The following is a 14,414-nucleotide window of genomic DNA, read 5'->3' on the forward strand; positions in this document are numbered from 1 at the left end:
CACCCTCTCTCCACGGCACGAACTGCGCTTCACAGCTCGGGAGTTGACAGAATTCGACCAATGGTCACAGCTGTGCTCTGCTAATGGCCGGAGACCTGCCCTGCGCTGGGCTGTGGTCGTACGCTTGTCGCCACCATCGATATGACGGTGCCGCACCATCGATTCACATGAGTGCTGACTGCTGACTGCTGGTGGCGATCGGGAGGTCACGGGGGTGGAAGGGCGCAGCCCTGCGAGGGTTCGCAACGAATTGGTCGCCGACATCGTCGACGTACTGCAGGATTCGAGCACGGTGCGACAGGAGAACAGCGCCGATCTTTGGGTGCGCATGCTGAGTGACGAGCTGGAATCCCCCGTGGAACCCCTGCGCAACGCGCCGCTGCGCCCCTGGCTGCTGCAACTGGTGGAGCGCTGCGCGCAGGTCCCGGACGGTCTTGGGTGTCTGGTGCGCTGCCTGCGGTATCTGGAGCAGCAGTCCTCCGCCACGGTGTCGCTGCTGCGGCTGGTGGACGAATGGGAGGCAGTGGAATTCTTCGACGGCGCCGACCTGCGTCCCTTGCAGCCCGTCCTGCGGGACATGCGGTCGTCGGCCGGACTCACCACGCTCGCCCGTCGGGCCAGCCGGTCACGCACCCAGGAATTGCCCGCGTGGTGCGACACGGGATGGGCAGTCTTCTTACGACTGGCCGGCGACAACACCGCCGCGAAGGAACTCCCCGTCAGCATGGCGTTCCTGGCCCTGGCCGCCGAACGGCTCGTGGAGGACGGACAGATGGAGGCAGCGGAAGACCTGCGTCGCTGGAACCGTCAGCAGTCCAGGGCCTGGGGCCTGGAGGACCAGATCGCCGACTGGCAGCGCAGCGGCATGGCCCAGCAGGCCCCGCCGCCCATGGTGCCCGCGTATCTGATGATCCAGTTCGAGCCCGACGGAGTGGATCCGGACCGCTATTTCCTCTCCCACTGGCGGCAGTCGGACGCCGAGGGCTGGCATCCCGTGCCCGGCGAGACGCTGCATCTGCACCGCGACGACCTGCCCGCCGAGGTGGAGGTCCTCATCGAGCAGACCGAGGAGCGGTGGGCGGACCTGCGCCAACCGGTCGTCCTGGAATTCATCCTCCCGTGGGAATTACTGGGCGAGCCCGTGGAGTGGTGGCACAAGGAGTCGTCCTCCTCGTCCCCGACCCCCCTGGTGATGGACTACTCGGTCCTGATCCGCAGCTTCGAGCGCCTGCGCAGGGCCGCCTGGCACCGCCCCTGGCACAAGAAATGGCGCCAGCTCAAGGAGCAGCCCGCCGACAGCCATTCGTACTTCAACCCTCCCGGCCAGTCGCACTTCCACCTGGAGCGCGAGCTGAAGGAGGACGACCACGCGGTCTGTCTTGTGCTGAGCGAGCCGCCCGGCACCGACTCACCGACCAGCCACCAGGAGTTCATGGCGGGCCTGCGGGCCGGGGTTCCCGCGATGATCTGGCACCGGGGTGACTGCGGGGACCCCGCCTTCAAGGAAGCGGTCGCCGAGATGGTCCAGGACAGGGGCCTGTCCAGCCTCGTGACGCGCGCCGGAAATTGGCGCAAGGAGGCCCTGGCGCTGGGCCCCGAGGGCTGGGACAACCACGTGGGACGCCATCTGGCGATCCTGCTCGACGATCCGGAACGCAGACCCGGGCCGCCCGGCCCCGACCGTGCGCCGGTGACGAGTTGAACGGGACCGCCGGCCACCGGTCCGTGAACCTCCCGCACACGGCGAGAGGGGGTGCCGCGCCATGAACGAGCCGGCCTCCGCCGCCGTGCGGCTGCTTCCCGAGGGGAGCACACACCTGCCGGGCGGGCGCGTGCGCCCGACCCACAGGCGCACACGCCTGCCCGCGGGGCGCACGGAGCCGTACGCCGAGGGCACCATGTCCTGGGCCGTAGGCACTACTTTCGCTGCCGCAGGCGCGACTTCTAGCACGATTTCCGTGCGCCCCGGCCCATGCCGCCGTACCCCCTTGCTTGCAGTGCGGGCGCACTGTCAGGCTGCGCTTGTGGATGTCACGCACGCCCGCGCACTGCGGGACTCCGCACCATTGTCCTGGCCGCCACGACGCCTTGAGGGCGCATATGCATGACGACGGAGGGCAGCGGCAGGGACCGGCGACGCGGGCACGACGTGAGGCCGCGTCCGTTCTCGGCCGACTCGGGCATGCGCGGTCGGGCCGGCCCGGCGCGCAGGAGCGCTCCGAAGCGGTCCTCGTCCTCGACAGCCACCTGACGATGCGGATCTGGGATCACGCCGTCGGCGACCTGGTCGACGAGCTGAACCGCGAAGGGGACTTCGCGCGCGTACGCGTGCTGCGCCTGCGCGGCACCGACGAGACCGACCCCGCCCGGATCTGCCCCGAGGAACCGCTCGGCAGCCCCGGAGACATGCGCCGTGTGGTCCTCGTGCTGACCGACGGTCTCGCGGCCGGATGGCGGTCGGGCGCGGTCATGCCGCTGCTGCGCGCCTGGGGCCGTACATGCCCGGTCGCCCTGGTGCACGTGCTCCCCCAGCAGCTGTGGTTCCGCACGGGCCTGGACGTCTCCCGGGTGCGGCTGCGCGCAGGACATGCCTGGGCGGCCAACAGCGAGCTCGACTGGGAGCTGCGCGAGGCCCCGGTGGAGTCGCGCGACCCGGACGAGCCGGAGTTCGAGGGCGACCCGGTCCTGGTGCCGGTCCTTGCGCTGACCAACCGCTGGGCCGAGGCCTGGACCCAGCTCGTCACGGGCCCCGAGCCACGCTGGGTGGAGATGTCCGCCACCCGGGCGCGGGAGTGGAAGCGCAGGCCCGACGCGGCGCGCGCCCTGCCGTGGACGGACGACGTCCCCGATCCGCGCAGCACGGTGCCAGCGTCGGAGCGCGTGTCGGACTTCCGCGCCGGAGCATCGCCCACGGCATTCACCCTGGCGACACGCTTAGCCGCCGTCCCGCTGAGCCTCCCCCTCATCCGCAAGGTCCTTGAGACCACACCGGGAGCGGGACCGGTGCACGCGTCGGAGCTGCTGATGAGCGGCCTCGTCCGGCCCAGCGGGGAACAGGGCGACGCCATCACGGATGTGGCGTTCTCGTTCGCCCCCGACATCCGCGAGGAACTCCTCGCACTGGGCCGTCGCAGCGACACGGCACGCATACTGCACGACGTACGCGCGTTACTGGCGGGCGACGGAACCGGCCCTCCCTCGCTGCTCCCCTCCCCCGCCGAACCGCTGGACACCCTGGCCATGCCCAAGGTGAACAGCCGCAACATCGGCTTCCTCCGCGTGGAACTCGCCGCGCTGAGAGCACTCTCCGGACGTTTCATGCAGCGCGCCGCCCTGCTGGCAGGGGTACTTGGCTGGCACGATCGTCGATACGCAGTCAGCCTGGAGAAAAGCGGTGGAACCCCCGTCTCTCGGCCCCATCCTGAAGGAGCATCGGTGATGTCGACTACGCCCCAGCAAACGGTGGAGGGGGACCGCACATCACTGCCGCGCGTCTGGGGAAATCTGCCGCCCCGCAACCCCAATTTCACCGGCCGCGCAGAGCTCCTCGAACTGCTCGGCGAGCGTCTGCGCGAGGGCACCACCACGGTGCTGCCCGAGGCGATCCACGGCATGGGCGGTGTGGGCAAGACCCAGCTCGCCATCGAGTACGCCTATCGCCATCAGGGTGAGTACGACATCGTCTGGTGGATTCCCTCCGAGCGGCCGGGCCAGATCGGTCAGGCGCTGGTGGAGCTGGCCGGGCGCCTGGGCCTGGAGACCAGCACCGAAGCGAACATCGCGGGTCCCGCGGTGCGTGAGGCGCTGCGCGAGGGGCGTCCCTTCTCGCGCTGGCTGCTGATCTTCGACAACGCCGACAACCCCGAGCAGGTACGCCACTACTTCCCCACCGGGGGCAACGGCACGATCCTGGTCACCTCCCGCAACCGGCGCTGGGGTCTTGTCGGCGGCTCGCTCGAGGTGGACGTCTTCACCCGCGAGGAGAGCAAGGAACTCCTGCGCCACTCGGGGCCGCCCCTCCAGGAGGACGAGGCCGACCGGCTGGCCGAGGCGCTGGGAGACCTGCCGCTCGCCCTGGAGCAGGCCGCCGCCTGGCGTGCGGAGACGGGCATGCCCGCTTCCGAGTATCTGCGCCTCTTCGAGAGCAAGCGGACCGAGCTCCTGGAGACGTCACCGCCCCCGGACTACCAACTGCCGGTGGCGGCCGCCTGGAACGTGTCCCTGGACCACCTGGAGAACCGCAGCCCCTCGGCCCTGCGCCTGCTGCAGCTCTGCTCGTACTTCGCCCCGGACCCGATCTCGCGGTCCATCTTCTCCGGCCTGGGGAACAGCAGCATCTTCCCGGAGCTCGACGCGACACTGAACGACCCGATGCGACTGGCCCGCGCCATAAGGGAAGTGAACCGATACTCCCTGGCCCGCATCGACCACCGTACGAACTCCATCGAGATGCACCGCCTCGTTCAGCTGGTCCTGAACAACCGCATGACCCCGGAGGAGCAGGCCCGGATGCGGCACGGCGCCCACACCCTGCTGGCCGCCGCCGACCCCAAGTCTCCGGTGTCCCCGGCCAACTGGCCCCGCTACGCGGAGCTGTACAGCCACGTCATCGCATCCGAGGCGGTGAAGTCGGACCAGCCGTGGGTGCGGCAGCTCGTCCTGAATGTCGCCCAGTACCTCTACCACTGGGGCGACCACGACGTGGCGATCGACTTCTCCGAGCGGGCCTGGGCGACCTGGCGGGACGTGTTCGGCGAGGAAGACCAGATGACGCTCCTCATGGGGCAGAAGCTGAGCTTCTACTACTGGAGCGTCGGCCGCCACCGCGAGGCCGCGGACCTCGTCGCCGAGATCAGGGCGATCTACGAGCGCACGGCCCCGGCCGACCGTGAGGACTCCCGGGAGGACGCCCTGGACGCGATGAACCTCGAGGCAGCCGTGCGCCGCGTCGAGGGCGACTTCGCGCTCGGCGCCGAGCTGGACCGCACGGTGTACGAGCGGGCCCGCAGGGCCTTCGGCGAAGAGGACCCGACCACCCTCAACACCGCCCACAACCTCGCGGTGAGCCTGCGTCTGATGGGTGATTTCCGCCAGGCGTTCGAACTCGACCAGCAGACACTGGCGTTGAAGCTCCGGGTACTCGGCCAGGACCATCAGCAGACGCTGCACACCGAGCTCAACGTCGCCATCGACATGCGTGAAACAGGGGACTACGTCGGCGCGCGCGCCCGCCAGGAAGCCGTCATGAACGCCTACCGCGAGGTGTTCGGCCGCGGCAACCCCGCCACCATCGGCACGGTGCGCCAGCTCAGCGAGGCCTGCCGCAAGGAGGGCGACCACGCCAAGTCCCTGGAACTGGCCACCGACGCCAGCTCCCGCTTCACCCGCCGCTACGGCGACAACCACCCTCAGTCGCTCTCCGCCGCCCTGACGCTGTCCATCGCCCTGCGCGAGAACGGCGACCTCCAGGCGGCTCGCGAGCGGGGCGTCAGGGCCTGCCGGGGATACCGCGACATCTTCGACCCCAGCCATCCCCACGTGCTGGCCGCCGACATCGACCTCGCGGTGACGTTGCGTCTGCTCGGCCAGCCCGACGAGGCACGCCGGCTCGACGAAGCGGCCCTCTCCTCTCTCACCGAACGGCTCGGCGCGGCCCACCCCATCGCCCTGGCCTGTGCCATCAACCTGGCCAGTGACCTGGCCGCGCTGGACGACCACGCCGCCGCCCGCGTACTCGGCGAGGCGACCCTGGAGCGCTGCCGCATCGCCCTCGGCGAGGACCACCCCACCACGCTGGCCTGCGCGGTCAACCTGGCGATGGACCTCATCGCGCTGGGCGAGGAGGCCGATGGCGCCACCCTGCGGGCGGACACCATCGCGCGCATGGAGCGCGTGCTCGACGAGCCCAGGCTCCGCGCGGAGCCTGCCGCTCCGCACCCGGCCACCGTCCAGGCCAAGGCAGGACAGCGGGCCAACTGCGACATCGACCCGGTGCCGCTGTAACCCGTCGCGGCGGGGGCCCGCGCCCCGGCCGCGCTAGTCCTTGCCCGGCTCCTGGGGGCCCGGCTCCTGGGGCAGGCCGAGCTCGCCCCGCCCCAGCCACGTCGCGAGCGCCACCGGATCGGCCCCCTGCCCCGTGGCGTGTTCCAGCGCGCTCTGTACGGCGCGGGCCCGCTCCGGGCGGTGGCGCAGGAGGCGGGACGCGGCTTGGTGTTCATCCGCCCCGGAGAGGGCGCGCCCCAGCCCCGCCCAGGCAGCGAACGCCGCTTCCTTGCCCGCGAGCCGGGCGACGAACGCGTCCCGCGCCGCGTCCCGGTCGCCGCGTGCGAGCAGCAGGTCGGCGGCGCAGACCCCTTCGATGTCGCCCGGGTCGGCCGCGGGGGCGCCGAGGCGGTAGCGGGCCAGGACGGCCGCGGTGTCGAGGTAGCGGGTCTCTGCGTCCGGTACGAGCTCGGGCCGCGCCGCGAGCGCCGCGGGAGGCCGGGCGTCGCCCCGCAGCCAGGCCCGCACGGTCTCCTGCACGGCCGCGGCGGGCGGCGACAGGTGGTGTGCGCGCCAGCGGGCACGGTGGTCGGCAGCCGCCTCATCGGCGATCGCGAGTTCGGCGGGCGGCACCGGCTGGGCCATCCACTGCTCGCAGCGCCCGCGCAGCGCGCCGAGGAGCCGCCGGCCCAGAGGCGTCAGGTGTTCGTGACGGTGGACGAGCCGCACGGTGGACGCCACCTGGGCGCGCCACAGCGCGAACTCGAAGTGGGCCATCGGGGCGTGCGCGGCATCGGCCGCATGCCGGTGGGCACACCAGAACCGGGCGACGCCCGCGAAGGCGTAGATCCCCTGGAGCAGCCCGCTCAACGGTCGCGGATCGTCCCGCCAGGGTGCGTAGAAGAGATCCTCCGGTTGCTCCTCCCGCGGCTCTTCCCCCGCCCCTTGCCGAACCGGTGGCTCGCTCAGGGGCCCCAGGTGGATCAGCCCGCCCAGCTTGGTGTGCTGGAACTCGTGCACCAGCGTGGCGGCGAGCTGAGCGACGTCGTCCGGCCGTGACGCCATGACGCCGCCGAACGCGTCCCCCGCCGTGACACTGTGCGGCCGATACCTTTCCCTGGCCGGGGTGGGGGCGAGCGACAGCAGCCCGACGCGCATCGCCTCCGCGCTCTCCGGCTCGTCGCGCAGCAGGATCTCCCACGCTTCGGTGAGCATGTCCTGCCAGAGCCGTGCGTCGTCGCCGGACAGGAGCCGTGGCGGGCTGGGGTGCGGGAGGGTGCGGTAGGGGTCCAGTTCGTCGAGCACCAGGAACTTTCCGGGGCCCGTGCCGTCCAGCCGAAGACGCCGCACGGCGTGCCAGCCCGGCGCGTCACGGGACCACTCGGGCCCGGCCGTCACGGTGTCCCGGCCGCCGGACACCCGCAGCCGCCCGCCGCGCGCCTCGACCCGCGCCGTGCCCCACGGCTCCGCCGCGTCCCCGAGCACCGCGCAGCCCAGGGTCGGCAGCGGCACCCGGCCCCGGCGGACCGGGACGGTGAGGGCGAAGTCGAGGCCAGCCCTGGTCGCCGCGGCGGCGGCCAGCGCCGACAGGTGTCCCACCACCACCCACAGGGGCGCTTCCTCGTAGGTCGTCGCGCCCCGCAGTCTGCGCAGGGCGACCGAGAGCCACATGCCGGTGTGCGGGCACATCAGGACGTCCTCGAACGCCTGGGCCGACCGCTGTTGGGCGCGCCCGAGCAGCGACCAGGCATCCCGGTGCGACAAGGCGTCCGTCCCGGCGGGCTGCGGTGGACCGCCCCCGGCCAGGCCGTCGGCGAAGGCCCGCAGAAGCAGCAGGCGGCGGCTGCGCTCAGCGGCGAGCAGCTCCGTCACGGCCGCGCCGCCACCCTCGCCCCGCGCGAGCGCGAGGACGCTGGGCGCCGAGAGCCGGTGGAACGTCAGGCCTGTCGCCGCCCCGTCCCTATCCGCCATGGGTGCCCCACGGCGTGGGTACGGCTGCGGAACTCCCGGTCGCCCCCGTCGTGTCAGTCGAAGCGGGAGGGGCTGTACGACATCGTGACGGCCCTGGCGTCGTCGATGTGGCGCAGCAGAGGCGCCAGTGACCCCTCGATGGCACTGCCGTCCATGGAAAGCAGCGCTTCAAGAGAAACCCCCGAGAGATCTACGAGATCGGACTCGACGGCAGGCATCGATTGCTCCACGGCTGCCAAGTCCCCTCCCGTGATTCCGTGCATGCGCCATCCCTTTCCCCCTCATGATGACCCAGCACGGCACGCTGCGAAACCCCGCATCCGAGCCGTGCCCGACATCAAGTCAGCAGTAACGCTTGGCCAGTTGAGCCGCCTCGCGGTCGACGCGGGCCACTTCTGCCGACTGCCCCTCCAGCAGCCGGACAGTCTCCAGGAGCTGATCGAGGGTGCCCCGGTAGCGCAGACAGGTGCGCACGATGCCGTAGATGTCCATCCTGAGCCGGGAGTCCCTCGGCCGGTTCGCGGCGATCTCCGCGTCGATGCTGGCGAGCACCAGACCCAGGCCGTTCGCGTCCTTCAGCGCCGGGATCTCCACCAACGCGTCGACGAGCCCCATGAGTTCCCGCAAGGGCAGGTCAGAGGGGAGGCCGGTGAGGCTCGCGGGGGCCGGCGGCCCCTCCGAGCCGGCTGCGGAACCCAGCGCTCCGAGCGGCGGAAGACCCGCCCCTGAGTGGAGGAGTTCCCACTCGGCCGGGGACAACGCGCCGTACCAGTTCTCCACCCGGCAGGCCGCGAGCCGCCCCAGGCCGTCCGACCGGTGATGGGAGCTCACCAAGCCGATCACGGCGCCCCCCGACCAGACCGCCGCGCCGGACATCCCCTCCCACGGAGAGCGGCCGGGATCGGGGTCCTCGCGCGGTGCGAGAACGGCCAGTTCGAGTGTGCCCTCGCGGCGGTTGGACAGGACGGAGACGGTCCCCGAGACATGGCAGGAGTCCCGGTACTGGCTGGGGGCGCCGTCGTCGAGGAGACGCATGCCGTCGTCCCGCAGTTTGAAACGGGGAAAGCCCATCGCGCTGAAGGGAAGCACCACATCGGACTCGGGCACGGCGCCGTAGCGGGGGCTCCCGACGACCGGACCCCGGGGCGGAACGGCCTTGAGTTCGAGGAGCGCCATGTCCACGGCCCCGGCGAGCAGCACGACGCGTACGTCGGTGCTCCACTCCCCCGGCAGATCGGCGTCGAAGCGCACCCGCACCGACGCCACCGGGCCCGCGACCACATGTGCGGCCGTCAGCACGGACCGCTCCCCCACGCGGTATCCGGACCCGCGCCGTCCGGGCGCTCCGCCCGGCCTCTCCACCAGCACTTCGGCGACCCTCGCCGCCTCAAGACCCTCTGACGCCGCCACGGTGGCCGGACTCAGCGCTCGCGCGCGGCCTGGTCACCGCTGACCCAGGGCCGCTGATCGGAACCACGGACGCGGGGTTCCAGGCTGAGGGTGACGCGGTGGGTGGTGCTGGTCGCCTGCTGGCCTGAGGCGCCTGCCTCGACGACCCAGAAGCGGATCCTGCCGTCGGCCCCGGCGGACCGCTGTACGGCGAACTCCGCCTCCAGTTGTACGGGACCCAGCTCGAAGCGCAGTGCTGTGTCCTCGGCGTCCTCGGCTTCCTCGCCCGCGGCCATGGCGGCGGCGAGTTCCCCACGTAACTGCGCGATCATCTCGGCGAGTTCAATCACGCCGGGCCTCTACCCCCGGCGTGTCGCCCCCACACGGCGGAGGCGACCCGGGGAAAGCCGAAGGGGCCGGCCGGCACGACGACGGCCGGCCCCCTGAGGCAAGGTCAGCCGTTGCCGGCGCCGTTGCCGGACAGGACCGGGATGTCGGACAGGATGTGCGACAGCGGCTCGTCGCCCTTGGCCTGCGTGGAGTTCTCGGTGCACTGCTGGTTCTGAGGCGCCGACAGGACCGGGATGTCCTGGACTCCGACGTTCACCAGCGCGAGGATCGACTGGACGTTCGCCTTCACCGGGATACCGAGGCAGGGCTTGTTCAGCGTGCCCTGGACGAGCGTGAGCTGGGGGCTCTGGTTGCCCTTGGTCGCGGAGTTGCCGAATGCCGTCTCGGCGCCGTTGCCGCTGAGCGACGTGGTGCCTCGGTCGTCACCGATCGCCAGGGCCTGGGGGGCCATCCCTGCCGAGATTCCGGCGACAGAGGCGGCAACGGCCGCGGATGCCCACAGCTTGTTCATTTTGATTCCCTTCAAGAGCGGGCTCCCTTGGCAGAGCCGCGTGATGATCAACTGTCTGACACGGTGATGGTTGCGACGTTCGACCCGGTTGGCCTAGTAATCAGAGCGCCGTCAACGGCACTCCAGGGTGTCGCCGCGGACGGTCACCGGGCTCCCGAACCTCGGCGGATCGCTCAGCCTGGCCTTGGAGTCGCGGGGTGTCAGGGGCCGGTCCTGGCCGAGGGCCGCGAAGACCTTGCCGGCCTTGGCCCGGTCCCACTGGAGCGCGCCGTTCAGCGTCTCGCTGAAGCCGCTGACGGGCACCGTGGTGAACTCCATGGACGACGCCGGGAGTCTGCCGAGATCCGCCGCGAGGGCCAGGATCTGCTCGGTGCTGAACCCCCGGTCGACCCGCGCCGATCCGGCCAGCAGCCGGCCGAGCCGCGCCGCCCTCACCGGGTCGGCCAGCACGTTCTCCGTACGTACGCTGCGCAGCGCGGCCACGAGGAAGCGCTGCTGTCGCTGGATCCGCCCGAAGTCGGCGCTCAGGTCCACGTGCCGGGAGCGGACGTACTGCAGGGACCGGCCCCCGTTGAGCAGATGGCTGCCGGGCGCGAGGTCCAGCTTGGTCGTCCTGTCCTTGAGGGCGCGGGGCGTGCAGACCCGCACGCCGCCGACCGTCTCGACGCTGTCCATGAAGCGCCGGAAGTCGAGCTGCAGGTACCGGTCGACGCGGACGCCGGTCATCCCCTCGACCGTGCGCACCGACAGCGCGGGACCGCCTTCCGCGTAGGCGCCGTTGATCTTCCCCGGATGCGCCGGGCGTTCTTCTCCCGTGGCCTCGTCGCGGTGCGCGGGGATGTCGGCGTAGGAATCCCTGGGAAGGCTGACGACACTGACGCGGTCCCGCGCCTCGGAGACATGGACCAGCATGAGCGTGTCCGTGCAATTGCAGGCGACTCCGCCCGCGTGGAATGTGCGCTTCTCCTTGCGCGTGATGGTGTCACGGCCGTCCGTCCCCATCAGGAGGATATTCGTACCGCTTCCCTCGTTCGGTCGGTTCTTCATGTCGCCGAAGACATCGACGCGTTGGACAGGGAGCGGCGTTGCCGTGGCGTTTCCCATTCCAACGGCGGCGGCGACCAGAAGGACCCCCGGAATGGCGAGACGCAGCATTCGCGCGCGCCGGGATCCGGTCGGTGAGTAGAGGTGAGTGCGCAAGCTGAACTCCGCTGCGGGGGAACCGGGACGAAGAAACGGTAAACCGCTCGACGGCACTGCGGAGTGCGGGTGTTCGCGGCACGCACGAACAACAACTCGTTCGCCCTAAACGTTCGGTTTCCCTGGATTCCACACCTGGAACAGATGGCTCGACACACGCCCATCGATGGCGAGGGAACATGGCTGACTTCAAGCGTCAATGGAAGCGGCAGGGCCTCATCCCGTTGAGCAGGAATTCCCCGGAACGCCGTGTCGATGACCCCATCTTCACGTCGTTGCAGGACTCCTGGGAAAGGCAGGGGAAAACCGTTCCGGGCCGCCCCGACCAGGAATGGAGAGCTCTTATGTCAATGGATCACTGGCCACGGGGCTGACGGCACGGCGGATGGGGAACGCGGCAGCGGGCCGCCGGTGAACGGCGGCCCGCTGTGCGATGCGTGGGGGATCAGTGGTTGGCCGTCCCGTTCCCGGACAGGACCGGGATGTCGGACAGGATGTGCGACAGCGGCTCGTCGCCCTTGGCCTGCGTGGAGTTCTCGGTGCACTGCTGGTTCTGAGGCGCCGACAGGATCGGGATGTCCTGGACTCCGACGTTCACGAGCGCGACGAGCGACTGGAGGTTCGCCTTGACCGGGAGACCGATGCAGGGCTTGTTCAGCGAACCCTGGATCAGCGCCATCTGCGGGCTCATGTTGCCGTACGTGGCGGAGTTGCCGTACGCCTGCTGGGCGCCGTTGCCGCTGAGCGACGTCGTGCCGTGGTCGTCACCGATCGCCATGGCCGACGGAGCTACGGCGGCCGACATGCCGACGACGGAGACGGCAACCGCGGCTGCAGCCATACCCTTCTTAATCACAAGTAATTCCCTTCTGGAGTAACCCCGTTCGCCGGAGCGCTCTGATTAACTCCGCGGCCTGCACATAGTTGCTCCGTTTCACTCTGATGGCCCAACGGAGGGCTGGCGCGGACCCCAATCGAGTGAAGCCCCGAAACTCAAACTCCTGCAGGCAGGTTGGGCAGCGTGCAGTGACTCGAGCTTCTGCCAGAAAAGGAACACACAAAATGATGAAGAAGGCTATGGCCACGGCGGCAGTTGCCGTTTCCGTCGTCGGTCTGTCCGCTGCTGCGGCCCCTTCGGCGCTGGCCATCGGTGACGACCACGGCACCACGTCGCTCAGTGGCAACGGGTCCAAGCAGGCGTACGGCAACTCCGCGACGCACGGCGACATGAGCCCCCAGCTCTCCCTCGTCCAGGGTTCGCTGAACAAGCCCTGTGTCGGTCTCCCGGTCAAGGCGAACCTCCAGTCGCTCGTCGCGCTCGTGAACGTCGGAGTCCAGGACATCCCGATCCTGTCGGCGCCTCAGAACCAGCAGTGCACCGAGAACTCCACGCAGGCCAAGGGCGACGAGCCGCTGTCGCACATCCTGAACGACATCCCGGTCCTGTCCGGGAACGGTGAGCTCAACGGCTGATCTGCCGGTGTGAGAACGCTCGGGCTGCCCGCCTGATTCAAGGCCGGGCAGCCCGGGCTTCTTCATTTTCTTCTGCGGTAATTCGGGTGAATTTACCGAACGGTCGAAAACGCCGGTTTCTTCCGGACTCTCAACTCGTTTGCAGACTGCGGGTCATGGTGCGAGACGTAAACGTAGTTCTCGCTCGGTTTCGACTGCCAGATCGGCATGACCACAGAGAAGGGAACTTCTGTGAAGCACAAGAAGAGCGCAACGATCATCGCTGGTGTCGTCATGGCCATGAGCATGGCGGCCCCCGCGTTCGCCGACGCCGGCGCCGAGGGTGCGGCCGTCGGGTCCCCGGGCGTTCTCTCCGGCAACCTCGTCCAGGTCCCGGTCCACGTTCCGGTCAACCTGTGCGGCAACACCGTCGACGTGATCGCCCTGCTGAACCCGGCGTTCGGCAACACCTGCGCCAACACCTGAGGTAGCACCCAGCCACCGGGCTGTTTTTCCTGGCCGGCCTTGGACCGTCGCTACGACTCCAAGGCCGGCTTTTCCACTGCTCAGAGGAAGACAACTACATGCGACAGGTCATCGGTAAAGGGATGCTCGCGACCGCGGCCGCGACCAGCATCCTCTCCCTGTCCGGGACGCACGCGTTCGCCGCGGGCGCGGACGGCGTGGCGACGGATTCGCCCGGGATCTTGTCCGGGAACAGCGTGCAGGCCCCCGTGGAGGTGCCGGTGAACGCCTGCGGCAACTCCGCGAACGCGGTCGGCGTGGGCAACCCCACCATGGGCAACAGCTGCGCGAACTCCGAGGCCCCCAAGCAGCACGCCGAGGCCCCGAAGCGGCACGCCGCCGTCCCGAAGCAGCACGCCGTCGCCCCGAAGCGGGCGGCGACGCAGGAACCTGCGGCCACCAAGACGCACGACAGGTCCGGGCACGGTTCGGGGCACGGGTCCGGGTACGGCGACGACTCGGACAGGGACGCCTACCAGGACACGCACGCGGGCACCCAGTCGCTGGCCGAGAGCGAGGCCAGCCACTCGCCCGGCATCCTGTCGGGCAACGACGTACAGGCTCTCCTGGACATCCCGGTCAACGCCTGCGGCAACACCGTGGACGTGATCGCCGCGCTCAACCCGGCGTTCGGCAACGGCTGTGCCAACGGAGCGCCCGCACCGACGCCCCCGCAGCACGAGACGCCTCACTCGCCCGAGACGCCTCCCCGGTCCGTCGAGCCGCCGACCGACCGCGCCATGCCGCCGGTGAAGGCCGGTCAGCCGCCGCAGTACGTCGCGTCCTCGACCTCGCGGCAGATGCCGTCGGCCGCCCACGAGGCGCCGCACGCCGTCGCCCGGCTCGCCGAGACCGGAAGCGACCAGGACCTCCTGGCCGCCGCAGCGGCGAGCGCCGCTCTGCTGGTTGGCGGAGGGATCCTGTACCGCCGCGGGTTCGCCTCATCGGGCCGCTAGTCCGCCCGGACAAGCCGCTGGCGGGGAAGAGACACCCGAGGGTCTCTTCCCCGCCAGAACGGGAGGGGGGCCGGCCC

At 70.3% G+C, this 14,414-nt stretch carries 12 protein-coding genes; 5 read left to right on the forward strand and 7 right to left on the reverse strand.

Translation table 11 applies throughout. The annotated features are described in order from the left end of the window. Window positions 1-250 precede the first annotated feature (250 nt). Window positions 251-1,702 carry a hypothetical protein gene (locus OG302_RS16010; RefSeq protein WP_371527410.1) on the forward strand — a complete coding sequence of 484 codons (1,452 nt, stop codon included), beginning with the start codon at window positions 251-253 and terminating at the stop codon, window positions 1,700-1,702. A gap of 398 nt (window positions 1,703-2,100) precedes the next feature. Further along, window positions 2,101-6,003 carry an FxSxx-COOH system tetratricopeptide repeat protein gene (fxsT, locus tag OG302_RS16015; RefSeq protein ID WP_371527411.1) on the forward strand — a complete coding sequence of 1,301 codons (3,903 nt, stop codon included), beginning with the start codon at window positions 2,101-2,103 and terminating at the stop codon, window positions 6,001-6,003. 33 nt (window positions 6,004-6,036) lie between these two features. Here fxsT and OG302_RS16020 read toward each other — a convergent pair whose 3' ends face one another. From OG302_RS16020 to OG302_RS16050, 7 genes are all read right to left on the reverse strand, one after another. Beyond that, on the reverse strand, window positions 6,037-7,953 hold the full coding sequence (locus OG302_RS16020) for an HEXXH motif-containing putative peptide modification protein (protein ID WP_371527412.1): 1,917 nt from the start codon (window positions 7,951-7,953) through the stop codon (window positions 6,037-6,039). Window positions 7,954-8,006: 53 nt separating this feature from the next. Then, entirely contained in the window at window positions 8,007-8,171 is a 165-nt protein-coding gene (locus tag OG302_RS16025) for a hypothetical protein (RefSeq protein WP_371527413.1), read from the reverse strand. A gap of 124 nt (window positions 8,172-8,295) precedes the next feature. After that, on the reverse strand, window positions 8,296-9,363 hold the full coding sequence (locus tag OG302_RS16030) for a trypsin-like peptidase domain-containing protein (RefSeq protein ID WP_371527414.1): 1,068 nt from the start codon (window positions 9,361-9,363) through the stop codon (window positions 8,296-8,298). An 11-nt stretch (window positions 9,364-9,374) separates the two neighbouring features. Beyond that, on the reverse strand, window positions 9,375-9,692 hold the full coding sequence (locus tag OG302_RS16035; protein ID WP_371527415.1) for a trypco2 family protein: 318 nt from the start codon (window positions 9,690-9,692) through the stop codon (window positions 9,375-9,377). A gap of 104 nt (window positions 9,693-9,796) precedes the next feature. Continuing rightward, window positions 9,797-10,204, reverse strand: coding sequence for a rodlin (locus tag OG302_RS16040; RefSeq protein WP_371527416.1), 408 nt, complete (start codon window positions 10,202-10,204; stop codon window positions 9,797-9,799). Window positions 10,205-10,315: 111 nt separating this feature from the next. Further along, entirely contained in the window at window positions 10,316-11,251 is a 936-nt protein-coding gene (locus tag OG302_RS16045) for an LCP family protein (RefSeq protein ID WP_371527417.1), read from the reverse strand. A 598-nt stretch (window positions 11,252-11,849) separates the two neighbouring features. Further along, window positions 11,850-12,260, reverse strand: coding sequence for a rodlin (locus tag OG302_RS16050; RefSeq protein ID WP_371527418.1), 411 nt, complete (start codon window positions 12,258-12,260; stop codon window positions 11,850-11,852). A 206-nt stretch (window positions 12,261-12,466) separates the two neighbouring features. On the opposite strand from OG302_RS16050, the gene OG302_RS16055 reads away from it, so the two are divergent. The 3 genes from OG302_RS16055 to OG302_RS16065 all read left to right on the forward strand — a co-directional run bounded on the left by OG302_RS16055 (window position 12,467) and on the right by OG302_RS16065 (window position 14,337). Then, complete coding sequence (locus OG302_RS16055; RefSeq protein WP_371527419.1) at window positions 12,467-12,877, forward strand: rodlin; 411 nt, start codon at window positions 12,467-12,469, stop codon at window positions 12,875-12,877. Between the two features lie 207 nt (window positions 12,878-13,084). Beyond that, window positions 13,085-13,342 carry a chaplin gene (locus OG302_RS16060; RefSeq protein ID WP_371527420.1) on the forward strand — a complete coding sequence of 86 codons (258 nt, stop codon included), beginning with the start codon at window positions 13,085-13,087 and terminating at the stop codon, window positions 13,340-13,342. A gap of 98 nt (window positions 13,343-13,440) precedes the next feature. Further along, window positions 13,441-14,337 (forward strand): chaplin family protein, encoded by an 897-nt coding sequence (locus OG302_RS16065; protein WP_371527421.1) that lies wholly within the window; start codon window positions 13,441-13,443, stop codon window positions 14,335-14,337. The last annotated feature ends 77 nt before the right edge of the window (window positions 14,338-14,414 follow it).

The organism is Streptomyces sp. NBC_01283, assembly GCF_041435335.1.
GTDB lineage: Bacteria > Actinomycetota > Actinomycetes > Streptomycetales > Streptomycetaceae > Streptomyces.

Excerpts from the sequence above, each read along its gene's own strand:
- fxsT (WP_371527411.1), top strand. The coding sequence starts at position 2,101 with ATGCATGACGACGGAGGGCAGCGGCAGGGACCGGCGACGCGGGCACGA.
- OG302_RS16020 (WP_371527412.1), bottom strand. The coding sequence starts at position 7,953 with ATGGCGGATAGGGACGGGGCGGCGACAGGCCTGACGTTCCACCGGCTC.
- OG302_RS16025 (WP_371527413.1), bottom strand. The coding sequence starts at position 8,171 with ATGCCTGCCGTCGAGTCCGATCTCGTAGATCTCTCGGGGGTTTCTCTT.
- OG302_RS16040 (WP_371527416.1), bottom strand. The coding sequence starts at position 10,204 with ATGAACAAGCTGTGGGCATCCGCGGCCGTTGCCGCCTCTGTCGCCGGA.
- OG302_RS16045 (WP_371527417.1), bottom strand. The coding sequence starts at position 11,251 with ATGAAGAACCGACCGAACGAGGGAAGCGGTACGAATATCCTCCTGATG.
- OG302_RS16055 (WP_371527419.1), top strand. The coding sequence starts at position 12,467 with ATGATGAAGAAGGCTATGGCCACGGCGGCAGTTGCCGTTTCCGTCGTC.
- OG302_RS16060 (WP_371527420.1), top strand. The coding sequence starts at position 13,085 with ATGACCACAGAGAAGGGAACTTCTGTGAAGCACAAGAAGAGCGCAACG.
- OG302_RS16065 (WP_371527421.1), top strand. The coding sequence starts at position 13,441 with ATGCGACAGGTCATCGGTAAAGGGATGCTCGCGACCGCGGCCGCGACC.